The following is a 23,010-nucleotide window of genomic DNA, read 5'->3' as shown; positions in this document are numbered from 1 at the left end:
GGCTTTTCTGCAAGTAAATATTTGCTAAAGTAGTTAACAGGCAAACCCAACTACGTTATTGAAGGCGACCACCATGACAGCACCAAAAATTATTGCCTTAGCAGGCAGCTTACGTAAAGACAGCTTTAACCAAAAATTGATCAATGAAGCAGCCCGCTTTGCATTAGAAAGCGGTGCAGAAGTTGAAGTAATTAAACTGGCAGATCTAAACTTACCCATGTTTGACGAAGACGTTGAAGCGCAAGGCACACCAGTAGGCGCTCAGTTATTAAAAGACAAACTACGCGCTGCAGATGGCATCTTACTTGCCAGCCCTGAATATAACGGTTCAATTACCGCGGTACTAAAAAATGCCATTGATTGGGCATCACGTACTGAGCAAGGCGCAGTTCCAGCATTTCGTAACAAGGTAACGGCTTTATACGCCTCATCACCGGGAGGCTTAGGTGGCTTGCGTGGTCTAAATCACGTTCGCGATATTTTATCGGGTATCGGCAGCTTGGTATTGGCAGATCAACTTGCCGTACCTGCAATTCACACTTTGCTTGATGAAAATGGCCGCATTAGTGACCCTGTGACAGCAGAACGAATTGCAGGCCTTGCTCAGCAGCTTGTCAGCTTAGCCAGCAAACTTAATAAATAACCTCTATTTCGAGATGAATATTTAATAAAAGCCAGCGCTAACGTTAAACAGTTGGCACATTATCTATTTTTAAGATACTGGCCCGGCGTTGTTGCTAATGTTTTTTTAAAAGCAGTATTAAATGCCGAGCTTGATTCAAACCCAAGCTGCTGTGCAATATATTGTTGAGAGTGACCACTCTCCAACATTTCGACCGCGCGTAATGCTCTAAGCTTTTGCTTCCACTGGCTAAAATTCATAGAAAAACTTTTATTAAATAAGCGATTTAATGTTCGACTCGATGCACCAACTTCAAGCCCCCATTGCTCAAGCGTTTTATGGCATCCAGGATGTGCATGTAGTTCACTTAAAATTGGCGTCAAACGGTTATCTTGCGCTGTTGGTATAAAAAATTGACTTGTTGGCGCGCACTCTAAACAATCAATAAATACATCAATAAACCGCATAGTTCGTGCGTCTAGATTATAGTCTTCTGGCCAACTACAAATCATTAAAACCATTGCTTTTAATAAGTCATCAATATGCAGTACCTTCGCGTTCAAGCCCAAACGTGCAACGTAAGACGTATCAATATAGACACTGCTAAATTGACCGCCGTAACGGCAGAAGGTCTCGTGAGGCAAATGCGGTGGTAACCACACTGCTTGATTTGGCGGAACAACAAAGCGCCCTTGTGAAGTAGCCACCGTCAAGACCCCTCTGCTGGCATAAGCTAACTGCCCCCATGTATGCTGATGAGTTTGCACATGCTGCCAAGGCGGCATTGGGCCTGCCCTTGGGTGAATAGGCCTATCGAGCTTAGTGCGCTTAAAGCGTGATTTGATACTCACCCAGCAATTTGTCTGATCAGATAAACTTTGTGTCATACTATGCTATTTTGGCCATTTTAAAAACATCTTACACTAGGGGCTGCAATATCAACAAATGTACTTAGGAAAAAAATGAAAGAACAAACTGGAGCCAAAACCTGGCAGTCGCCGTTCAATTTTTTAGCATTAGCCACTGCTATAATGGCGATCACCTTTTCTGGTTGGATGGCGCTACTTAATAACTTTGCAATAGAGGCGGCTAATTTTACTGGCGCCAACATGGGCATGTTGCAATCTTTACGTGAAATACCGGGGTTTTTAGCTTTTACAGCCGTATTTATTTTACTCGTATTAAAAGAACAAACAGTTGCGCTGATCAGCCTGTGCCTATTATCGATTGGAATCGCGCTTACAGGGTTTTTCCCCACTGTTTATGGCTTGTATGCCACCACTGTATTAATGTCGATAGGCTATCACTACTTTGAAACCATCAACCAATCTTTAAGCCTACAATGGTTTAATAAACAAGAAGCGCCTCTCAAATTAGGTAAATTACTCTCAATAAAGTCAATCGCTTCACTCTTCGCTTATGGGTCCATCTGGCTGAGTGTTACTTATTTAGCCACTGACTATAAAGCGCTCTATTTTGTACTCGGTGGGGGTGGGCTTATATTAACAGCGGTATTAGTTTTAGCGTTCCCAAGTTTTAAAATTAATTCAATACAACACAAAAAAATCATCTTGCGCAAAGAGTATAGCTTGTACTATCTACTCTTGTTTTTCTCAGGCGCGCGCAGGCAAATATTCATGGTGTTTGCAGGCTTTCTAATGGTCGAAAAATTTGGCTTTGATGTTGCCCAAATTACCGCCTTGTATATGCTAAATCATGTTATTAATATTTTTATTGCTCCAAAAATAGGGCAGATGATTAGTAGCATCGGCGAGCAAAAAACCTTAACTCTTGAATACAGCGGCTTAATACTGGTATTTATTGGCTACGCACTAGTTGAGTCTCCACTATTCGCAGCAGCCCTCTATGTCGTTGATCATCTCTTTTTTGCCATGGCTATTGCCTTAAAAACCTACTTTCAAAAGATAGCTAGACCTGAAGATATTGCCGCAACAGCTTCGGTCAGTTTTACCATTAATCATATTGCCGCAGTTATCATCCCTGCTGCTTTTGGTTTAGTTTGGCTATACGACCAAGTATTAGTCTTTTATTTCGGCGCAGCGTTAGCAGCATGTTCATTACTGTTCAGCCAGTTTATTACTGGGCATCTTCAACGCATTAAAAGTATTGCTTAATATCTTACAGCTTTGTCGCTGCCAACTTGGCAGCGATAAAATCCTCATGCGCGACATACAACAAGTTAGAAACACGGCGAATTACATACTCTTCTTGCGGATCTAACTCACCATCGGCATACGCTAAGCGCCATAGCAGCTCTATAATTTCAATGCGTTGCTCTGCGCTGCATTGATCATTAATTTGTTTAGAAAACTGAAAGTAATCAATCGCGTCATCCAAACTTTTTCCTGCGCTTTGCATTAGCTCACTAACGTCTTCATCACTCAAATTAAAATACTTTTTTAAAGTCAGAGATAACGTTTTCAATTCATCGTCTTGCTGCTCGCGATCAGCACGCATGACTTCAATCAATAATGCCGCTACAGCCGTTTTCAAATCATGCTCTTGCAGCTGAGCTGGTTGCTCATCAAAAGCTGAAAATAGTTGTTTTATTTGTTTGAACATCACATTTTCCCTTTTTGGGTGTTAGACTTACAGCATAACTCGTTGCATCACTGTAATTAAATAGTGCGCTCAATACAATAATGGAGTTAAAGGTTTATGAAAGGAAAAACAGCAAATAGGCTAGTAATTATCAGTGCACTGGCACTATTAATAGGCAGTAATGCGGTATTAGCAGAAAAAGGTGAAACCGAAAAACTCTATGACTTTGATGAAAAAGTCCATTATTACCAAACAAAATTAGACGCAAATAACTATCATCTAGAAATTCAATCTGACGACTATCAGCACTTTAAAAATCAAAGTGTATTTTTATTGCGCCATGCTGATCGTTTATGCCGTGGTAATCCGTTTATGCTAAAAGTGACTGATGGTGTACAAGAGTATGATCGTTTCCCAACCAAACCCCGCGCCTATCAGCCGCCTTTAACGGTATTACTACAATGTGAGACAAAGCCCAGCAAAGACTAATCTTTAGTCTTTATAACCCCAAGGCGCTGGCGGTGGTGTAATTGGTTTTGTTAAATCAAAATCAACGCGAAACTCGCGGCCTTGGCGAATTAAACGATAAGTAAACTTTTCAGGGTAAATATACATCTGCCATGTATTACCGATAGATTGTGGAATACCTTGGCTAACAAACAATTCTTTTGAATACTGATCCGCAGGGAACGACTGCACGTTAGCAAACCCAGCATCAACCGTATGACCACCGTACATAGTCGATACATCATCAGTCCCATCTTGATGGCGATGATCGTGTTTTAAACTCAAACCACTACCGGTTTTGGTAATGATCCACGTACGTGATGCATCATCACCTACATGAAACGGTACTTGTAACTCGCTATCAGTGCATTTACGAACATGCATGACTAATTTTTTACCCGCAAACGAGCTAGGACCAGTGGCATTATCAACCGTTACTTTACCCTCAAAAGCTTTACCACAATAGGCGGCAATATTATCAAAAAAGCCATCATGAGTTGGGATAGATACCAAAGGCGCAGGGCGAGCAAACGCCGCCGTAGACGCCAGCAATAAAGTTGCCGCAGTTAATAATTTCATAGCATGTTCCTAAAAATATAAAGTTGCAGCTTAGCGTGTTAATAAATACAAAGGAAGTAATCGCGGTGAGTGGTTTTTGGCTATAGATTAAATAAGCAAAGTTTACGAGCTTAAAAATAAATAAAACGTAAACAATTGCACTTGAGTCTAAAACTATTTATGTTTTTAAAGAGAATCAATTAAGAGGGTTAATATAGGAAATTATCCTATAGTGGCGTTTATCTTAATTTGTGCGCTATTCATTATAGAAGATCGAAAATATAACACATTATACCAATCTGCCAAATTATGTGATCTAATTAGCACACTGATACTTATCTACTTTTACTAAATTGAACTTAGAAAAATCCAAGCAACTTTTAGCTTTATCACGTAAAGAGCCTAATGCAAGAAAGCGCATACGCCTGCTTGCTGTTTCATTATTCTTTGAGGGTGAAAACAGAACGAATATTGCTAAGCGCCTAAATACAGCGCGCGGCAGTGTCATTAAATGGGTTTCAAACTACCTTAACAATGGCGTTGCTGGCTTGAACAACAAACCGATTAAAGGTCGTCCAGCTAAATTAACCTCACAACAACTAAATACACTGTCAGATTATGTAAAACAGTCAGCAAGTTCTTCAGAAGGAGGCAGACTAATGGGGGGAAGATATTGCTCAGTATATTTATGACCAGTTCAACATTAGATATCACACCGATCATATTTACAAACTGCTCAAGAAGCGTCGGTTTCGCTGGATCACAAGCCGTTCTATGCACCCAAAGCAGTCAAAGCAGTCAAAAGAAAGCCAAGAGGCTTTTAAAAAAGTTCCAAGTGGAAACGATCCTTCACACCCCAGGACATCTCCCTTTAGAGCGCATTGATGTTTGGTTTCAAGATGAAGCACGGTTTGGACAATAAAATCAAACAACACGCTTATGGGCTGAAACAGGCTCGAGGCCTCGCGCAACAAAACAACAGCAGTTTGAGTATGGATACTTATTTGGTGCAGTGTGCCCAAGTAATGGTAAAACAGAAGCGCTGATCAGCCCTATCGTCAATAAAGAGGTCATGACGCAACACATGGAATTAATATCAAAAGCCACGGAGGCCTGACGTCATGCGGTCGTGATTGTTGATGGCGCTGGTTGGCATACTATTGATACTGTACAACCATTCAATAATGTCACGCTAATAAAACTTCCGCCTTACTCCCCGGAGTTAAATCCAATAGAGCAAGTATAGAGTTGGATACGGCAACACTGTTTATCTAATCGTGTGTTTAGTGGTTATGAAGAAATTGTCGAACAGGTTTCGCAAGCGTGGAATAAATTCATTTCCGTTCCTGATACGGTTAAAAGCATATACTCTAGAGACTGGATCAAATTGACTTAATCTTTATGCAGATTGGTATTACTTACACACTTAGCGCAGACATACCAAACCCGGTGGCAGCAGTTAGCTCAAAATACACTAGGTAATACTTCACGCTCCGCTATTGCTACTAACTTACATGAATCACTAAAAAATGGCTTTTTATCGACCATTGATGCTCCAAAAATTAGCCAATTTAAAAAACTTAAAACAATTAATATGACTATTTGCTGCATACTTGCTTTGCTAGGTTTCGCTATTGCTTATATGTATTAATAAACACATCATATAGTATAAAAAGACTAGCCCCTGGAATTATTTAATTTGTATGTTTTGTACAAAAGGCAAAGCAGTATGGTTTTCATGCTACATTACTAATAAACACTCAATCAATTGATAAATATAATTAAAAATAAAAACACTTTGTAAATTCGGCTTTTGCAATAACGGTTTCAAGGCTTCTTACCTCCTGCGGAGGACCTAGCAGTTCAGGTATTGAAGATACAATGAATGGGAAGCTTGAACTTGTTAAATCAATACAAGGTTTGTCCGGTGGGAAGGATACATACCCATCTAAAAATCTCTACTTGTTTATCTCTGCATTCAACAATTGAAAACCTCTCAATAAACAACTGTATTGAAAAGTAAAACCGTTTACTCTTGCAGTGTTGAATACATTTTAAGTTCACAAGGATACGGTGAAAATGAAACATCTAATGAAGTCACAATAGAAGAAATGGCTGATGGCTGGCTAATGCGTTAACTTCCATTCAAAACGCGGCCTGAGCCGCGTTTCATTATTTATAATTATGGATTCAAAGGCACTGCTGAATTAAATCGAATATAGCCCTTTAATTCTGGAGATTCACTGCTCTCACAACTCTGCGTAATATTTACAGCCAGTTTTTGGACTTCATTTTTAGAGTTCTCTTCTAACTCAAAAATCTCAAATTGCCCATAAAGCCTACCACATCCTCTATGCTCCCCAGAGAGATCTAAACCAGCCGACGATTCACCTTGAAAAGGGTAACGGGTAGCATTTAAATACTCTCCAACAGACAAGCTTGCATCACCAGGGGCTTTTAGATTTAAACTCCAATTACTTTCATCACTTTCAAATAGAAACTCTAAGTGGGATTGATCATTTGAATCACGCGACACAGAAAAATCACCTGTTGCCTGCGTCTCTATGATCTTCTTCCCTAAGCTAACATAATCATCTTTAATACCATCTATAAAAAGGTACGTTCCTGAGTAAGGCAAATACTGCAAAGTTATTCTTTCCTTTGCACGCTCACCTAAGTCATTAGTAAGTATCACTTCAATAGTGATATCTGATTCAACAACTTCTGGTAGACTAAAACTTGTAGAAACTGCATTTTCGTCATCAAATTCAATGCCTACACCATTTAAATCAACCCATTGATAAGATAGAACCTGCCCTTTATTTAAAATACTGTCCTCAACACTCAACGTAGGATATTGATTGTCTTGATAGAAATAATTGGAGCTTGTTAAATTAGGAATAATACTATCTGTTGTTTTTATATCTAAAAATATCCAATTATGCTCCTGCCCTGTGACACTTGTAATACCTGAAACCTGTAAATCATAGTCTGTATCAGCCTTTAATGGTTGTTCTGGGTAAATATTTATTAGCGCGCCAGCAACCTCAACTCTACCAGGAATATTGATATGGTCGTACCCTGATTGAGTTTGGAAATATACAGAAGCAGAAGTGTCAGCTGCTACAGGTCTTGAAAAAATTAGAGGTACGGGGCCATCCAACTGAACTGAATTATTATTAACACTTCCAGGATCAAGTACTCGATCAAAATTATCTGCACGAAATGCTCTGATATTGTTATATATATTAAACGTAGACATAGCTTCGGGCAGGAAGGTGGACCAATGAAGCTGGAGCTGTTCTTCACCATAGCTAATGTTTAACTTATCAGAATCTGAAACAAAATTACTGGCTAGTAGTATCGACTCTTTTTCTGAGCTAACTTTAATAGAGCCCTTATGTGGATATTCCATAAAATACCCATACCAAGCATCTTCTTGAGAAAAGCTGAATTCACCATTCAAATTTGTATCATCAACAGTACCATTGGTTTTTATGCTGTATGTTGCTGTATTAAAATCAATTACCTTCTCTATCGTTAATTCTTTAATATTGACGTAATAAAAAGTTTCATCATAACTAAACGGCTTTAAGGCTTTTCCTTGGAGTTTTTCATCTACAGTTATAGCTATGGTTCGAATGCTAGGTGAATATGCAAAGCGAGTTGAGTAACTTCCCTTAAACGTCATTAGCTCATTATATGAGTAAGTACTTTCCAAGGTTTCAATATCATCATTATTGACACTAAACTCAATGATGCCATTTTGTAAATCAGCGTCTAAAATCGTGACTATTCTGAGGCCACTTAATGCATTCCGATAATTATCCGAGCAATCCTGAAAAGATTGCTGTAACACATCCCCTTCTGTAATCGTGCTGGAATCATCATTATCCAAATATGAAAGTGTATATAAGCCCCCATTTTCACACACTTGTTCTAGCTCTATTTCCTCGCCATCAAGCTTTGCTAATAGTTGATTACTTAAAGTTTGCGCTTCTTCCAGCAATAAATTTTGTAATAATAAAACCGTCTTTGTCGCATCTTGTGGTTTCTTTTCAACATTAATACGATGTTTTACCTCAATTGTATGTTCAGTCTCAACTTCTTGTCCATTATGAGCAACGTACAACTTATACACTGCAGTGGTATCCTCTGTTACATCGAATGGCTCTATGTTCAATGTAGCCTCTTCACTGATAAGGCTTCTTCCAGAGTCATACCAATGCACCACAACACCAGTGTCACTTTTATTTATATTGGCTTGTAAGGTAAACCCGTCATCCTCCGATACACTTTTTGGACCATCTATTGAAACCGTTAATGGCTGCTCAACGGGAGTTTCCGAGTCACCTCCACACCCTGCAATCATTAAAACAGCGGCTAAAAGCGCCCAAAAATTTCTTTGCAACTTACAATTCACGTAATTCACCTGATTTTTATCGTTAGTATATTGTGGATTGTACCCATAAAACAAAAAAATGTAATGCTGTAAATTAATTCCTCGACTCACAAAAAACACGGCCTTAGCCGCGTTTCATGATTAAATAACTTTTAAACCTTTACTGCCAAGGGCGCTCAGCGTTAAGCTTTGCTTCAAAGGCATCGATTTGTGGGTTGAGGGTTTCGGTGACACCGATAAAATCTAAACCACTTAATAAACGCTCTTTTACGTCTTTGCGAATATCAAAGCTAATTGGGGCAAACTTATTGCTGGTCAGCGTTTGGTTTTCAAGATCGATGTCGATATGAATATCGTCGTGTTGCTCGCTCAGTACAAATAAGTCTTCCAATGTTTGTGCTGGTAGTGCAATAGCTAACATCTGGTTATTGCCACAGTTATTAAAGAAAATATCAGCAAAGCTTTCCGCTAAAATCACTTCAAAACCATATTGCTTAAGCGCCCATGGAGCGTGCTCACGTGATGAGCCGCAGCCAAAGTTATCGCGAGTTAGTAATATTTGCGCGCCTTGGTAACATGGCCGATTTAAAATAAACTCAGGGTTTGGCTCGTCGTTATCTAAATAGCGCCAATCATAAAACAACGCCGCATCAAAACCATCACGGCTGGTTGAGGTTAAAAACTGCTTTGGAATGATTTGGTCGGTATCGACGTTGTTTTTATCAAGTGGGGCCATTAAGCCACTAAAAAAAATGCTCATTAGGCTTCTCCTCTAATATCAACAAAGCGACCATGAATAGCTGCCGCAGCGGCCATTGCAGGGCTTACTAAGTGTGTACGACCACCACGGCCTTGGCGACCTTCAAAGTTACGGTTTGAGGTGGATGCACAGCGCTTGCCTGCACCTAAGCGGTCATCGTTCATGGCTAAGCACATTGAGCAACCCGGTTCACGCCACTCAAAACCAGCAGCTTTGAAAATATCAGCTAGGCCTTCATCTTCAGCCTGTTTTTTCACCAAGCCAGAGCCTGGTACGATTAACGCCTCAACACCAGCAGCCACTTTTTTACCTTCAACAATCTGTGCGGCGGCGCGTAAATCTTCAATTCGGCTGTTGGTACATGAACCGATAAATACCGTATCTACGCTCGCTGACGATAACTTATCACCGGCCGTTAAACCCATATATTTAAGCGCGCTGCGAATCGCATCAGCTTTAATTAAATCAGGCTCTTGATCTGGATCTGGAATGCATTCATCAACACCAATAACTTGCTCAGGGCTAGTGCCCCAAGTAATTTGCGGCTGAATGCTACTCGCTTCTAGTTCAACTTCTAAATCAAACTGCGCACCTTCGTCAGTTTTTAAGGTTTCCCAGTAGGCAACTGCAGCTTCAAAATCATCGTCTTGTGGAGCAAATGGGCGGCCTTTTAAGTAATCATAAGTGATTTGGTCTGAAGCGATTAAACCCGCTTTAGCGCCCATTTCAATACTCATGTTACACAATGTCATACGCGCTTCCATTGACAGTGCTGCAATGCCTTCACCACAAAACTCTGCCACATAACCTGTACCACCAGCGGTACCTAGCTTACCAATCACCGCCATGATCAAATCTTTGGCTGTAACCGTTGGACGTAGTACACCATTAATTTGAATTTTTAATGACTTGGCTTTTTTCTGTTGTAGTGTTTGCGTCGCGAGTACGTGCTCAACCTCAGACGTACCAATACCATGGGCCAGCGCACCAAATGCACCGTGAGTAGAGGTATGGCTATCACCACAAACAATGGTAGTGCCAGGTAAAGTAATACCTTGCTCAGGCCCCATTACATGCACTATGCCTTGGTTAATTGAGTTTAAATCGTAAAGTACAATACCAAACTCTTTGCAGTTGGCATCAAGCGCCATCAATTGGTTTTTTGATACTTCACTGGCGGCATCTAATGAGCGGCTTTTGGTCGATACATTATGATCCATCGTTGCGATGGTTTTTTCAGGACAACGCACTTTACGGTTTTTCTCTCGCAGGCCAGCAAAAGCTTGCGGCGATGTCACTTCATGTACTAGATGACGGTCAATATAAAGTAAATCGGTTTGCTCATTAATACTAGCAACTACATGTGCTTGCCAGATTTTATCGTATAACGTTTGGGCCACTTGCTGATCCCCTAATTTGTTTGACTCGCCGCGTGACGGTGCAGCGAGTGAATAATTGTTTAAATACGTGCTGTTTTATATACGAGCGACAATTGCTGCGGCAACGTCTTGCGTTGTATAACCTGCATTTGGGTAAATATCCGGTGTACCTACGCCTGCTTCGACCGCTTCGGCTACTGCTTTTTCAATGCTGCGCGCCGCTTCATCTTGGCCTAGTGAATAACGTAGCATTAACGCGGCACTTAAAATTTGTGCGATTGGGTTTGCAACCCCTTTGCCAGCAATATCAGGTGCCGAACCACCAGCAGGTTCATACATACCAAAGCCCGACTGATTTAAACTTGCCGATGGCAATAAGCCCATAGATCCGGTGATCATCGCGCATTCATCTGACAATATGTCACCAAATAAGTTATCACACAGTAACACATCAAACTGGCTAGGTTGTTTAACCAGTTGCATTGCCGCGTTATCAACGTAAATATAATCAAGGCTTACTTCTGGGAAGTCTTTGCTTACTTCGGTTACTACTTCGCGCCATAAAACGCTTGATGCTAAAACATTGGCTTTATCAACCGACGTTACATGGTTATTACGTAATTTTGCTGCTTCAAAGGCAAAACGAGCAATGCGTTCAATTTCTTTGCGTGAATAGGTTTGTGTATCAAATGCGGTTTCTTCAGCCCCTTCGCCACTGCGGCCTTTTTCGCCAAAGTAAATACCGCCCGTTAGCTCGCGCACGCATAAAATATCAAAGCCTTTTTCGCTTATATCGGCACGTAATGGCGATGCAGCGCTCAGTGCTGGTAATAGTTGCGCTGGGCGTAAGTTACAAAACAAACCAAAGTGTTTACGTAGTGGCAAAAGTGATGCGCGCTCTGGTTGCTCATTGGCAGGAAGATGCTCCCACTTTGGACCGCCCACTGAACCAAACAAAATTGCATCGGCACTTTCACACGCTGCAAGGGTTTGATCGGGTAACGCTTTACCAAATTGATCAATCGCAGCGCCGCCAATGGCATGATGATGACGAGTTAAAGTGAAACCAAATTTACTGCTCACAGCATCCAATACTTGCTCTGCTGCTGCCATTACTTCTGGGCCGATACCGTCGCCTGCTAATACGGCAACGCTATAATTTGATTGACTCATCCTGCTTTCCTTTGTTGTTTTAAATCAGACACTTTTTGTGCGCGATAAATTAAGTTATAAACGCGGATCATGGCGCGTACTGACGCCTCAACCACATCCGCTGCAATGCCCGCGCCGTGATAAGGGCGGCCATCGTATTTAGCTATTATATTTACTTCACCTAATGAACTGGCACCTTCACCGGTAGCTTCTAGATTAAATTCAATCATTTCAACAGCCATACCCGTTAAACGTTCAATCGCTAAGAATGATGCCTCTACAGGGCCATTGCCGGTAGCCGCTTCTTGTTTAGACTCACCATTAATCGTCATCCCAATCGTTGAGCTTGCTACTGATTGCGAGTTAGACGTTGAGTTAACAAACTCTAATTGGTATTTGTCGTCTTTATCACTGATTTGGTTAAAATAAATCATCGCTTCAAGGTCATAGTCGTACACTGTACCTTTTTGATCTGCAAGGGTTAAGAAGCTTTCATATAGGCTATCCATATCGTAATCAGATTTTTGATAGCCTAATTCTTCAAGGCGGTGCTCAATAACATGACGACCCGAACGTGAGGTCATATTTAATTGGTTATTTGGTACGCCGACGCTTTCTGGTGACATAATTTCATAGGTATTTTGCGCTTTTAATACACCGTCTTGATGAATACCTGAACTATGGGCAAAAGCATTCTCGCCAACAATCGCTTTGTTAGGTTGCACTGGCATATTACAAATTTTCGCCACTTGGCGTGAAGCGCGATAGATTTCTTCACTGCGAATATCGGTATACACTTTTAAGTGGTCTTGGCGCATCTTCATGATCATCGCCACTTCTTCAAGTGAACAGTTACCCGCACGCTCACCAATACCATTAATAGTACATTCGATTTGCCGTGCACCGGCTTGCACCGCTGCAACAGAATTGGCAACAGCCAAACCTAAATCATTATGACAATGTACACTTAACCGCGCTTTATCAATATTTGGCACGTTATTCATTAAATGGCGGATCATCGCCGCGTATTCGTCTGGCGTAACAAAACCAACTGTATCTGGTAAGTTGATGGTTGATGCACCAGCATTAATCGCCTGCTCAACAATTTTGCATAAATCCCAATGCGGTGTACGGCCTGCGTCTTCGCATGAAAATTCCACATCATCAGTATAATTACGGGCAAGCTTAATTGATTTAACCGCCATGGCTGTCGCATCATCTAAGCTCATACGTAGCTTGTGTTCTAAATGCAAAGGGCTGGTAGCAATAAAAGTATGAATTCGACTTTGTTGTGCTGTGCGAAGTGCTTCGCCACAGGCTTCAATATCTTTAGCAACAGCGCGTGCTAAACCACAAATAATCGGGCCTTTCACTTCTGTCGCTATACGTTGCACTGAACGAAAATCGGCAGGGCTCGAAACCGGAAAACCTACTTCCATCACATCCACATTTAGGCGGCTAATAGTATGCGCCAGCTGGATTTTATCTTCTTCAGTCAGGCTCGCTTTAAGCGCTTGCTCACCATCACGTAAAGTGGTGTCGAAAATCCATACTTTATCTTGTTCTTGCATAATCTACCCTTAATTCTCTGCTGCCCTGGATGCGAGATAAAAAAAACCCCGCGATATGCGGGGTTTTTTGTGTTTACTTAATGCAAATACACTAATCCCCGCTCACGTGCGCTTGCAGTAAGAGGTTCAGTTTTAATGTAATTAAATGAGTGTTTTGCATCGTCTTTACTAAATGTGTGTGTTCAGTGAGCCCTATTTTTAACACTTCAAAACTGCGCATGCAAGCATAATCTCACCTTTAAATGGAATGAAAAACCACAATAAAAGAAAATAAATTTCGCATAAAACCAACTTTACGGTTATATAATTCAAACCAAACCTAAAGCAACCATAATATACTTTACTTTATGGCCGATCCTGCTTAGATAAGTTTTCTATTTTAATTCCCACTGTTGTCTCCACTCTATTCAGATCCTTTGCTCATTTTATGCATAATTAATTACTCTGTGCTTTTTGGTTGGTAATAGCGACAGGTGCTAAAACGTTAAGCCCCCAAATATTCATTTCTTTAGTACGCGTAATGCGTTTCTCTCCCGTTAAAATATTGGTTCTAGTGATAATGCTATAAGTAACAGGTTTACCAAGCTCATCAACCTCGCCCATCGGGTTAAAACCTAATTTAAGCGTGACATTTTCATCCAGAGAAAAAATAACGCCATTACCTTCCCCTATTTCTGAGTGCTCTATTTCAGGGTTGGCAATATTCACCCAATGAAAATGCGCTTTTGGTCTGCCTTGAGTCATGAACGCCAAATATTTTCCATCAGGTGAAATACGGTGGTTTTTCATCTCCCACTCTTTTGGGAAACCAAAATCAACTTTGCGTACTACTTCACCATTAAACTTATGTATCCAAAAGCCGTCATGCTTTATCGCTAAAAACTCTTTATCGCCTGGGAGTAAAAATAACTCGTCAGAGTAAATTATTTCGCGCTGTGTAAGTGTTGCTGTTGATACTTTGTAGTTGTAATGTTTACCATCTGCATAAAAAATTACATTATCGCTATCTGAGGTCCAGTTAAATGAAGGATGCCCCCCCGCCTGACATGGTGATTAGTTTTTGTTCTTTGGTGTCGTAAAGCTGGCGTGTCGCTCTATCATTGATATAACCCGAAATAGCTATATAGCGGTTATCTGGGGAGCGGCTTGGTTTATGTAGCCCTACGGGTCTAAATTGCATAAACACTTCTTCAGGAATTATGCGGCGCCTGTCAGAGCCATCTAAACGAGATGACCACAGCGTGCGTACCTCACTGTATTTGTATTTATTCCAAAACATTAACCGCGGGGTTGAGAAGGTATCTGCATCGCCATACACCTCTTCACGTATTTCCATCGGCCACTCAGGGTGGTTTTTATGCTCTTTAGCCCATGGGTATTTAGCAACATCAACCTCTGCCTGCTCAGAGCCTTGTGAAGGTGGCTCTGAGCAACCGCTTAGTACCAAGCTGGCACAAAGAGAGAGCACACAAAACATGCTGTATTTTTTAAAAAACATCAAAAACTATCCTTTTACTGAATGCGCTTATTTACTGGATTGCTGTAAACACACTCATTATTTAAAACTTTTTAAATTATCAACAAACTCTTTCGCCCATCCACTAGGGTTATTATTTGCAATAAGCCCTATAGACTCCATTGGCGGAATAATAATAGGCCGTTGATTATTATTAGCCGTGTAGGCATGAAAGGGCTGACGCGCCTCTAAAGATTCATTGTTTATCGTGGATAAAATACCGGCTTTGTTCGTTTTTAATACAATAGGCTTTTTTACATCATAAACAACCGAATCAGGCTGTTCAGCAACCACAAACCGATTTGCTACTGGCGTTAATTTACTCACGGGTGTGTTGCTTTCAACATAACCAGTTAATAAATACACTATTGGGCTTGCAGATCCTTTGCTCATGTCATGCATTTTATTGTCCTTGTGCTGCTAAGTTAGTAATTGCTACAGGGACTAAAGTTCTCATGCCCCAGATTCCTTTTTCTTTAACTAACCCTTCAGTTTGCACACCTGTTAGTATGTTTTTTGTTCTGATGACACGCTCTGAAAGATAAAACCCATTTTCATCACGTTCTTGCGAGTGCTTTATTGTGTACTCTAATTGATAATCTTCATCTGGAGAAAAAATAACGCCACCACCCACACCTATTTCTGAATGCTTTATTTCAGGGTTTTCGATATTCACCCAATGAAAGTGGGCTTTCGGTCTGATATGAGTCATAAACGCTAAATACTTACCATCCGGTGAAATTCGGTGGTCCACCATCTCCCATTTCCTCGGAAAACCAAAATTCACTTTACGCACTATTTCGCCATTAAATTTATGTATCCAAAAGCCATCGTGCTTTACTGCTAAAAACTCTTTATCGCCGGGAAGTAAAAAAGCAGCGCCACTGTGGTGAATTTGTGGTCGTGGGGTTAACTCGCCTGTTGGTACATGGTAATTAAAGTTTTTGCCATCTGAGTAAAAAATGACGTTTTCACTGTCTGACGTCCAATTAAACCACGGGTAGCCACCACCGCCTGACATGGTGATTAGCTTTTGCTCTTTGGTATCGTAAAGCTGGCGCGTCGCTCGGTCATTTATATAACCCGAAATAGCGATATAACGGTTATCTGGTGAGCGAGCTGGTGCATGTATACTAATAGATTCTAAACGTGTAAATACTTCTTCAGGAATAATACGGCGTCTGTCTGAGCCGTCTAAACGAGATGACCACAGCGTGCGTACCTCACTGTATTTGTATTTATTCCAAAACATTAACCGCGGGGTTGAGAAGGTATCTGCATCGCCATACACCTCTTCACGTATCTCCATCGGCCACTCAGGGTGGTTTTGATGCTCTTTAGCCCATGGATATTTAGCGAGTTCAGCCTGTGAGAGTGATGACTCCTGCGATGATGACGGCTCTGAGCAACCGGTTAATAAAGCTATAAACACAAATACGGATACCGTATAGCCCTTGTTAAAAAACACCTTAAAAATCCTTTTATAAAAACCTAAATAAAAAAGCCCATATCAATGAGCTCTTTATTTACGCAATGTTTAATCGCTTAATTTACGAATATTAATCGCCTCGATACTGACTTCATCTAAACTTTTCGAATGGACTTCAAACCACTCTTTAACTTCATCAACAGTCATGTCATTCGAGCTATAAAAGTCTTTTTGATAATCACTCAAGTGCGGTTCGAGTTTGTTATAGCGTGTACTATTCATTGCTTTAGACCATGGCGCGTTATTGATTAATGATTTCGGTAAGTCCACCTCTAGGGCAAAGCCGTGACTGTATGTATCATCGAATAACAAGCCATCAACAGTGCTAAAGTCGGCAACGTGTATACCTGAATTACCAGCCGTTCTAAACTCTTTAAAACATAGTTTAGGTGATTCATCAACCGAGCCATTAGCGTTTATATCCACTTTACCAAAAGGGCGAATACCTTTTACGGTATTGCCTTTGGGGGTCTTATAATCCAGCTTAAAACGTGCGACATACAAATGCTTTTTCTCAGTTTGGCCTTGCTTGTCTAACTCAGCTTTTTTGTTATGCCAATTAAACAACGAGAGTACCTCTTGCTCTTGCTCTTGAGAATCACTTCTTAAAAATGAAATAAAATCGCGAAGTTGAGACTGCCCCTTTACGTTGCGTCGTCTTGTTAGTTTATATTGGTTATCACGTATTTTATCTTTATCAAAACCACCTGTTAAAGAACGTTCAATTTCACCAATATTAATTAAATTACTGGGATAAGTAGGCCCTTGCAACTCACTGTCTTTAAGCCAACTTGACGAAATACCCGCCATACTCAAAAAACACGGAATAGTATTGGAGTTTAGGTTGATCAGGTCTTTGCTGTAATTATCTTCAAGTAACTTATCGGCGGTTACCACGACAAAAACTTCAATTTCAGTATTCCAATCATATTTTTCAATTTTAAGGCTATTACCGTGGCGAGTGATGGTAAGGTTGTTTTTTATTGCACTTGCCCAAAGCTCGCGCTTATAAAGTTCTTCATAAGTAGTTTTTTTGTAAGGTCCCTCTAAATACTCATTGTTTAAATTCGCTAATGAGATAAATGGCGCGCCTTCGCCCCCAATTCTAATTGCCATAGTAACGGTTTTCTCACCATCAAATAACGCAGGGTAGGCAAAGCTTGAATCATAGCTCGTTAGGTAGTCTTTAATTAACATTGAGTTGTGTTTTTCTTTATCAACACTCACTAAAAAGTCGTCTTCAATAAAACTAAATACCCCATCAAACTCAACGGGGCCTTGTGCAGGTGTTTGTTTAAGCGGTAAATCCTGACTCTTAGTGCCAGCCACTTGGCACCTGATTCTATAGCGCATATTATTTAGCCGACCAGAGTCAGCATAGTCATCTGCGCTATTAATACCAGGTAACAAAAAAGCCGCTGAATGAGCGGTTGGCTTTATACCTAAATACGTTTTAGGCCCAAGTTGATAAAATGGCTGAAATACACAGCCAACCATGCCTATATAACGCGATTCATCAAAACCGTCTTGATTTATAAATAGCTCATCTTTGGTCAGCGCACGTGCAAGCTCTGAATACTTAATACTGGTTACATCCCAACCATCAATGCGTTGCACTTCAAACGTGAGTGGTGCTATGTGGGCTATCGTTTCATCAAACACCACCAGCACTCTAACCGGTGTAAATGGGGTAATTGATTCATCCCCTAAATCACTCATTAAGTGCCATTTTTTAGTATTAACATCTTGGTAATACATCACACTACAATGATAATTTGCTTCACCGTATTGCATCATTAATGGGTCAAAAGTATCAATAAAGTTGTCAAGCTCATTAGTGCCTAAAGTATGTATCGGAAAATACTTTTGATACTGTGTTTGTAAGTAACCTTGTAAGGAAGACACTGGCGCTTTAGACATCATATAAAACCCAAGCGCAGGGCTAACCATGCCTATCAAACTTGCTGTTGATCTTTCTTCATCCATTACTTGTACGTGGTTGTCGTATAATATTTTTCGGTCACTCGCGGCGGTTAATTTAAAGTCTTGGTTTACACCATAGGTTAATTGGTATTCCCGCTCAGCGGCACCAGAGCCTTTCATTTTATTTACGTTTTCAACTAAGTTAACCCAAAACGTATCCATTTTTATTACCGCGTTATCTATTAGCGGATACGCCCACTCATCGCCGAGTAAAAAGTTTTCAATATAGGCCTGAATCTCTAATTTTTTTGCATTGTTGATATAGTCTTCTTTGCTGCTTGCATACACTTGCGCTCTTAGCAGTAAACCAACCAATCCCGCAATGGCTTCGGCCCGTACTCTGTATTGCGCCGCCCATAAAGTGCTATTAGCAATGGTGTGGTTACTGTTCATCTCTGTTACCAAATCACGCATTAATGCTTGGTTGGCGCTACTTCGTTCGCTTTGCTGTTTTTGCCTATCATCAACCGCTAAATATTGTTTGCATATATTATCTGTCATTATTTCATCGGTTAGGGCAGCAACGCCGCGAATAACAACAGGCGCGGCGCCTACCACCGCTGTAACAAGCCCAATTGAACGTGCCACAAGCGCGGTATGAGGTATTACACTTAATACCGCAAGCGCAGTGTCAAGCGCGGCCATTAATGCTTTGTCGCCCTCTTTTGAGCGTGCGATTTTTTTCTCAACACTTAAGCTACGGTAACGTTCTAAATTATTCAGCCCCTCACGAGAAGCACTTACAGCAAGGCTACTGACAATATAAGCTTTAAGGCTTACCCGCCGGTTAATTGCACGTTGGGCTTCTGAGTCGTTATCAACCAAGTTCTCAAGCATGCCGTACCCATATACCCGCATGCGAGATTCAACTTGGTTATGATCCATACCGCGGCTAATCATTTGTTCAGCTAAAATAGTTTTAACAGCCTCAGCGCGCCTTAAAGACAACTTTTTATTATATTCAAAGCCGCCGATATCACAGGTATACCCTGAAATATCAACCATTGCATTAGGGTTTGCTAGCAGCCCTTCAACAATAATTTGGCTACGCGATATTATTTCATTTTGGTACTGCTCACTCACAACGTCACTGTCAAGTTCAAACTGGCTCTGAATAACCACATCATGGCTTACTTCGCGCTCGCTTAAACGGGCAAAATAATCATCAGCCACTCTTTTATAATGATTAACACTGGTGTTTAAAGTGTTTTCCGCTTCACCAAAATACGATATGGTCGCCTTACTAAACGCGCTAATACTTACAGCTAAATTAACGGTATTCATTGATTTATCCAATACGTTGAGTACGCGTGCAGGCACACCTAACGTACCACCTAAGGTATTATTGAATTGCCGTCTCTCATTTTCAGTTAATGTATGCGATTTATTAAAAGGCCAGAAGTGTTTGCTTAATGCATCGCTTGTTGTCTCGCCACTGGGATTAGTTAACGCCTCCCTCATTTTAGCCCAGGCATCAACACCGCTATCAAGTGCAAAGGTAGCATCAAGCATTGCTGATACTGCAGGGTCCTGGTTAGTTTGAAAGTGGGTATGCAGAGTTTTAGCAACTAATTTGGCAAATTTCCCTCGGTTATCATGGTGTACGCCATCGGCATCAACATATTGCTGCATGTCGGCAACTAAAAAGCCCGCAGCAAGGCTGGCGCGGGTTTTAGTTAATTCCCAGTTTGTACAGTAATCTAAAAAGCCACCGGCAATTGCCGTGGGTTTGCTATTCGGCATTTTGGCATCGGGCGAGCCATATTCAGGCAAGCCTTTTTTTGGCTCATTAGGGTCAAAACCTTCAGGGGCAGAGGCCGTGTTTTTTGCAAAGTTAATTAAATGGGTGTAATAACTCGGAAACTGCTTAATCAGTGACTCTTCAACTGAAATTGGGTCGCAGTTAATAATATCAAACTCACCGGCCTCGTTTTGAATGTCAAAATGCAACATTTCGCTGAGTTCGTAATAAGGGGTGCCACTGTCATCATAGCTAAGAGCATTTTGGCTCCAACGATTACCAAGCGGCCTAAGAGTTCTTGAATCTAATTTAACGCGTATTTTATATAAACCAGCGCTCAGATTTTGATCATTATTATTAATTACAGCGGTGTACACTGTCGAACCATCAACTTTTTTAAACTTACCTTCTATTGGCGCGTTCGTTCCTCTAATAACCTCAACATTACTACCTATTTTTCCTAGCGGAATTGATTGATTAACACTCAGCAACAGCGCCCGCGTTTTGGGTATAACATAACCATAAATATGGGTTACCTTGCTCTTAATAATATGTTCGTTATACCAATCGCTGTAGGTTGTATCTTTATTATTAGTATCAGGGCGCTTTAAATCTTCAACTGCAATTTGTTGATAGCTAAGAGTATTGGTTTTACCCTTATAGCTTTCTAGTTGAGTTTTAAACGTATCAAACCACTTATCACCTTGGCTTGCCGCTAACAAGCTTATCGCATCAACCGGCGGCACAATAATAGGTCGGGTTTTATGGGCATGAAACGGGTTTCGTGTTGTCAACTGCTTGTCATCAACAGCCTCAAGCACCGCACCTTCATCACTGCTTAACAGTATTGGTGCGGCTTCATTGCTATCAGCCACCACCACACGGTTAAACAGCGGGGTGAGCTTGCTGATTGGCTCGCCTCTATTAACATAGCCCGTGAGTAAATACGCTTTAGGAAAACTAGATTGCCCTGTATTCAATAGCTCTGTCATTATTCATCCTTGATATTAAACACGTCAAAAATATATATAGTTCCCATGCCCCATATATCATTTTCTTGAATGGGTATTTCTCGTGTTTGCTGAGTACTTAAATCAAATTCATAAAAAAAGTCATCTATATAATACTGACCATTCCCCATTAAATCCTCTGAATCTTTAAACCCTTGACTTAACACTTTATTTTTTTTATCTGAGAAAAAAAACGTCCCTGCTTTTCTTGGTAGTATAATGCGCTTGCTGGGATCTGATAAATCAATCCAATAATTTTTTGGATAACCAAGCCCTTCTGACACAAAATAAATATAATCGCCGAAAGGGGATACTTCTAAATACTTCATAGTAAATTGAGTGTTAAAACCTAAATCGACCTTCTCTATCACGTCGCCATTAAAGTCATGTAACCAGTATTTATTTTTTTTATCGGCTAAAAAAGTTTTACCATCTGGCAATAAAAACAAGCCATTAGAGTAAATAATTGGCCGCTCAGTAAGTGTTTTAGTGGGTACGTGGTAGTTATAATGCTTACCACTGGCGTAAAAAATCACATTTTCACTGTCTTTAGTCCAATTAAAATGGGCATAGCCATAGCCTTCGCTCATAAAAATAAACTGCTGGGTTTTAGTATCCCAAAGCTCACGTGTGTAGCCAAGTTCATTGTTGTACATTGATATTGCGATATACCGATTATCTGGCGAACGCACCGGTTTATGACCATCGACCATATTCTTACCCGTAAATACGCTTTCTGGAATAATCCTACGCCTGTCAGAGCCATCCATGCGCGCTGAAAACAACGTTTCTATACCTATCCACTCAACCTCAGCTCTAAATAAAATACGCGGAGTTGAAAACGTTTCTTCATCGCCATACACCTCATTGCGCACCTCTTTAGGCCATTCAGAGTGGTATGTGTGGCGATACGCCATTTTATCTTTACTAAATCGGCTGGGCTGTTCTTCAACAACTTGTTTAGCAGGTGGAGCAGGCTCCTCACCACAGCCAGTTAATAGCAATGTAGCGACACTTAGTAACATTATGACTGCACGGCGTGAAAATGACTTAGTTAACAGCGGCGTTATTGGTGATTTTTTTACTGAAATTAATGACATCAATAGTCCTTGATTGTACGGTGTAAATTGGTCGTAGAGGCAGCAATGCGAAGCATGAACGGGGTAGTTTTTTGGGCATGAAACGGGGTTCGTGTCGTCAATTGTTTGTAATCAACAGCCTCAAGCACGGCGCCTTCATCACTGCTTAACAGTATTGGCGTGGCTTCATTGCTATCAGCCACCACCACACGGTTAAAAAGCGGGCTTAACTTACTGATTGGCTCGCCTCTATTAACATAACCTGTGAGTAAATACGCTTTAGGGAAACTAGATTGCCCAGTATAAAGTTGCTCTGTCATTGTTCATCCTTGATATTAAACACGCCATAAATAAATACTCGCCCCATACCCCATATATCATTTTCTTTAATTGGTATTTCTCGTGTTTGCTGAGTACTTAAATCAAACTCATAAAAAAAGTCATCTATATAATACTGACCATTCCCCATTAAATCAGTCGAATCTTTAAACGCTTTACTTAACACTTTATTTTTTTATCTGAGAAAAAAAACGTCCCTGCTTTCCTTGGTAGTATAATGCGCTTGCTGGGATCTGATAAATTAATCCAATAATTTTGCGCTGCTCCAAGCCCCTCCGATACAAAATAAATATAATCGCCAAAAGGGGATACTTTTAAATACTTCATCGTAAATTGAGTG

Annotated in this window: 17 protein-coding genes and 2 pseudogenes; 4 read left to right on the top strand and 15 right to left on the bottom strand. The window is 40.6% G+C overall.

Annotation, left to right across the window (positions count from 1 at the left end; all coding sequences use genetic code 11):
* The first annotated feature begins 73 nt into the window (after positions 1 to 73).
* Positions 74 to 643 (top strand): NADPH-dependent FMN reductase, encoded by a 570-nt coding sequence (locus H5183_RS11235; RefSeq protein WP_182731720.1) that lies wholly within the window; start codon positions 74 to 76, stop codon positions 641 to 643.
* Positions 644 to 702: 59 nt separating this feature from the next.
* Here the strand turns inward: H5183_RS11235 and H5183_RS11230 are convergent, their stop codons facing one another.
* Positions 703 to 1,509 (bottom strand): helix-turn-helix domain-containing protein, encoded by an 807-nt coding sequence (locus tag H5183_RS11230; protein ID WP_182731719.1) that lies wholly within the window; start codon positions 1,507 to 1,509, stop codon positions 703 to 705.
* A gap of 75 nt (positions 1,510 to 1,584) precedes the next feature.
* Between H5183_RS11230 and H5183_RS11225 the strand changes: the two genes are divergently transcribed.
* Positions 1,585 to 2,757 (top strand): MFS transporter, encoded by a 1,173-nt coding sequence (locus tag H5183_RS11225; RefSeq protein WP_182731718.1) that lies wholly within the window; start codon positions 1,585 to 1,587, stop codon positions 2,755 to 2,757.
* A gap of 4 nt (positions 2,758 to 2,761) precedes the next feature.
* Here the strand turns inward: H5183_RS11225 and H5183_RS11220 are convergent, their stop codons facing one another.
* Positions 2,762 to 3,205, bottom strand: coding sequence for a TerB family tellurite resistance protein (locus H5183_RS11220; RefSeq protein ID WP_182731717.1), 444 nt, complete (start codon positions 3,203 to 3,205; stop codon positions 2,762 to 2,764).
* A 96-nt stretch (positions 3,206 to 3,301) separates the two neighbouring features.
* Between H5183_RS11220 and H5183_RS11215 the strand changes: the two genes are divergently transcribed.
* The gene (locus H5183_RS11215; RefSeq protein WP_145242437.1) at positions 3,302 to 3,673 is read left to right on the top strand and encodes a hypothetical protein; all 372 of its coding nucleotides are present in this window, start codon (positions 3,302 to 3,304) and stop codon (positions 3,671 to 3,673) included.
* 3 nt (positions 3,674 to 3,676) lie between these two features.
* Here H5183_RS11215 and H5183_RS11210 read toward each other — a convergent pair whose 3' ends face one another.
* The gene (locus tag H5183_RS11210) at positions 3,677 to 4,270 is read right to left on the bottom strand and encodes a hypothetical protein (RefSeq protein ID WP_149980414.1); all 594 of its coding nucleotides are present in this window, start codon (positions 4,268 to 4,270) and stop codon (positions 3,677 to 3,679) included.
* Between the two features lie 332 nt (positions 4,271 to 4,602).
* Here H5183_RS11210 and H5183_RS11205 point away from each other — a divergent pair.
* Positions 4,603 to 5,645 (top strand): annotated as a pseudogene (locus H5183_RS11205) (IS630 family transposase).
* 786 nt (positions 5,646 to 6,431) lie between these two features.
* Here the strand turns inward: H5183_RS11205 and H5183_RS11200 are convergent.
* The 12 genes and pseudogenes from H5183_RS11200 to H5183_RS21790 all read right to left on the bottom strand — a co-directional run bounded on the left by H5183_RS11200 (position 6,432) and on the right by H5183_RS21790 (position 22,836).
* Entirely contained in the window at positions 6,432 to 8,672 is a 2,241-nt protein-coding gene (locus H5183_RS11200) for an Ig-like domain-containing protein (protein ID WP_182731716.1), read from the bottom strand.
* Between the two features lie 139 nt (positions 8,673 to 8,811).
* Positions 8,812 to 9,411 (bottom strand): 3-isopropylmalate dehydratase small subunit, encoded by a 600-nt coding sequence (leuD, locus tag H5183_RS11195; protein ID WP_182731715.1) that lies wholly within the window; start codon positions 9,409 to 9,411, stop codon positions 8,812 to 8,814.
* The gene (leuC, locus tag H5183_RS11190; protein WP_182731714.1) at positions 9,411 to 10,811 is read right to left on the bottom strand and encodes a 3-isopropylmalate dehydratase large subunit; all 1,401 of its coding nucleotides are present in this window, start codon (positions 10,809 to 10,811) and stop codon (positions 9,411 to 9,413) included. Before leuC ends, leuD begins: the two co-directional genes overlap by 1 nt.
* A 75-nt stretch (positions 10,812 to 10,886) precedes the next feature.
* The gene (gene leuB / locus H5183_RS11185; RefSeq protein ID WP_149980410.1) at positions 10,887 to 11,963 is read right to left on the bottom strand and encodes a 3-isopropylmalate dehydrogenase; all 1,077 of its coding nucleotides are present in this window, start codon (positions 11,961 to 11,963) and stop codon (positions 10,887 to 10,889) included.
* Complete coding sequence (leuA, locus tag H5183_RS11180; RefSeq protein WP_145242424.1) at positions 11,960 to 13,513, bottom strand: 2-isopropylmalate synthase; 1,554 nt, start codon at positions 13,511 to 13,513, stop codon at positions 11,960 to 11,962. The genes leuB and leuA overlap by 4 nt, the downstream gene beginning before the upstream one ends.
* A gap of 435 nt (positions 13,514 to 13,948) precedes the next feature.
* Positions 13,949 to 15,011, bottom strand: a pseudogene (locus H5183_RS11175) (hypothetical protein).
* A 57-nt stretch (positions 15,012 to 15,068) separates the two neighbouring features.
* Positions 15,069 to 15,431 (bottom strand): hypothetical protein, encoded by a 363-nt coding sequence (locus H5183_RS11170; RefSeq protein WP_182731713.1) that lies wholly within the window; start codon positions 15,429 to 15,431, stop codon positions 15,069 to 15,071.
* A gap of 1 nt (position 15,432) precedes the next feature.
* The gene (locus H5183_RS11165) at positions 15,433 to 16,497 is read right to left on the bottom strand and encodes a hypothetical protein (protein ID WP_182731712.1); all 1,065 of its coding nucleotides are present in this window, start codon (positions 16,495 to 16,497) and stop codon (positions 15,433 to 15,435) included.
* A 69-nt stretch (positions 16,498 to 16,566) separates the two neighbouring features.
* Entirely contained in the window at positions 16,567 to 21,234 is a 4,668-nt protein-coding gene (locus tag H5183_RS11160) for an OmpA family protein (protein WP_182731711.1), read from the bottom strand.
* Complete coding sequence (locus H5183_RS11155) at positions 21,234 to 22,352, bottom strand: hypothetical protein (RefSeq protein WP_182731710.1); 1,119 nt, start codon at positions 22,350 to 22,352, stop codon at positions 21,234 to 21,236. The genes H5183_RS11160 and H5183_RS11155 overlap by 1 nt, the downstream gene beginning before the upstream one ends.
* Positions 22,352 to 22,651: a hypothetical protein gene (locus H5183_RS11150; protein WP_182731709.1), complete on the bottom strand. Its 300-nt coding sequence runs from the start codon at positions 22,649 to 22,651 to the stop codon at positions 22,352 to 22,354. Before H5183_RS11150 ends, H5183_RS11155 begins: the two co-directional genes overlap by 1 nt.
* Positions 22,648 to 22,836, bottom strand: coding sequence for a hypothetical protein (locus H5183_RS21790; RefSeq protein WP_259397218.1), 189 nt, complete (start codon positions 22,834 to 22,836; stop codon positions 22,648 to 22,650). Before H5183_RS21790 ends, H5183_RS11150 begins: the two co-directional genes overlap by 4 nt.
* Positions 22,837 to 23,010 lie beyond the last annotated feature (174 nt).

The sequence above is a fragment of the Pseudoalteromonas sp. SR44-8 genome (assembly GCF_014163635.1).
GTDB lineage: Bacteria > Pseudomonadota > Gammaproteobacteria > Enterobacterales > Alteromonadaceae > Pseudoalteromonas > Pseudoalteromonas rhizosphaerae.
Note: the sequence above shows the minus strand (reverse complement) of the source record. Positions and strands in the feature narration are given on the sequence as shown.

Excerpts from the sequence above, each read along its gene's own strand:
- H5183_RS11170 (WP_182731713.1), bottom strand. The coding sequence starts at position 15,431 with ATGCATGACATGAGCAAAGGATCTGCAAGCCCAATAGTGTATTTATTA.
- H5183_RS11160 (WP_182731711.1), bottom strand. The coding sequence starts at position 21,234 with ATGACAGAGCTATTGAATACAGGGCAATCTAGTTTTCCTAAAGCGTAT.
- H5183_RS11230 (WP_182731719.1), bottom strand. The coding sequence starts at position 1,509 with ATGACACAAAGTTTATCTGATCAGACAAATTGCTGGGTGAGTATCAAA.
- leuD (WP_182731715.1), bottom strand. The coding sequence starts at position 9,411 with ATGAGCATTTTTTTTAGTGGCTTAATGGCCCCACTTGATAAAAACAAC.
- H5183_RS11150 (WP_182731709.1), bottom strand. The coding sequence starts at position 22,651 with ATGACAGAGCAACTTTATACTGGGCAATCTAGTTTCCCTAAAGCGTAT.
- H5183_RS11225 (WP_182731718.1), top strand. The coding sequence starts at position 1,585 with ATGAAAGAACAAACTGGAGCCAAAACCTGGCAGTCGCCGTTCAATTTT.
- leuA (WP_145242424.1), bottom strand. The coding sequence starts at position 13,513 with ATGCAAGAACAAGATAAAGTATGGATTTTCGACACCACTTTACGTGAT.
- H5183_RS11155 (WP_182731710.1), bottom strand. The coding sequence starts at position 22,352 with ATGTCATTAATTTCAGTAAAAAAATCACCAATAACGCCGCTGTTAACT.
- H5183_RS11235 (WP_182731720.1), top strand. The coding sequence starts at position 74 with ATGACAGCACCAAAAATTATTGCCTTAGCAGGCAGCTTACGTAAAGAC.
- H5183_RS11215 (WP_145242437.1), top strand. The coding sequence starts at position 3,302 with ATGAAAGGAAAAACAGCAAATAGGCTAGTAATTATCAGTGCACTGGCA.
- H5183_RS11220 (WP_182731717.1), bottom strand. The coding sequence starts at position 3,205 with ATGTTCAAACAAATAAAACAACTATTTTCAGCTTTTGATGAGCAACCA.
- leuB (WP_149980410.1), bottom strand. The coding sequence starts at position 11,963 with ATGAGTCAATCAAATTATAGCGTTGCCGTATTAGCAGGCGACGGTATC.
- H5183_RS11210 (WP_149980414.1), bottom strand. The coding sequence starts at position 4,270 with ATGAAATTATTAACTGCGGCAACTTTATTGCTGGCGTCTACGGCGGCG.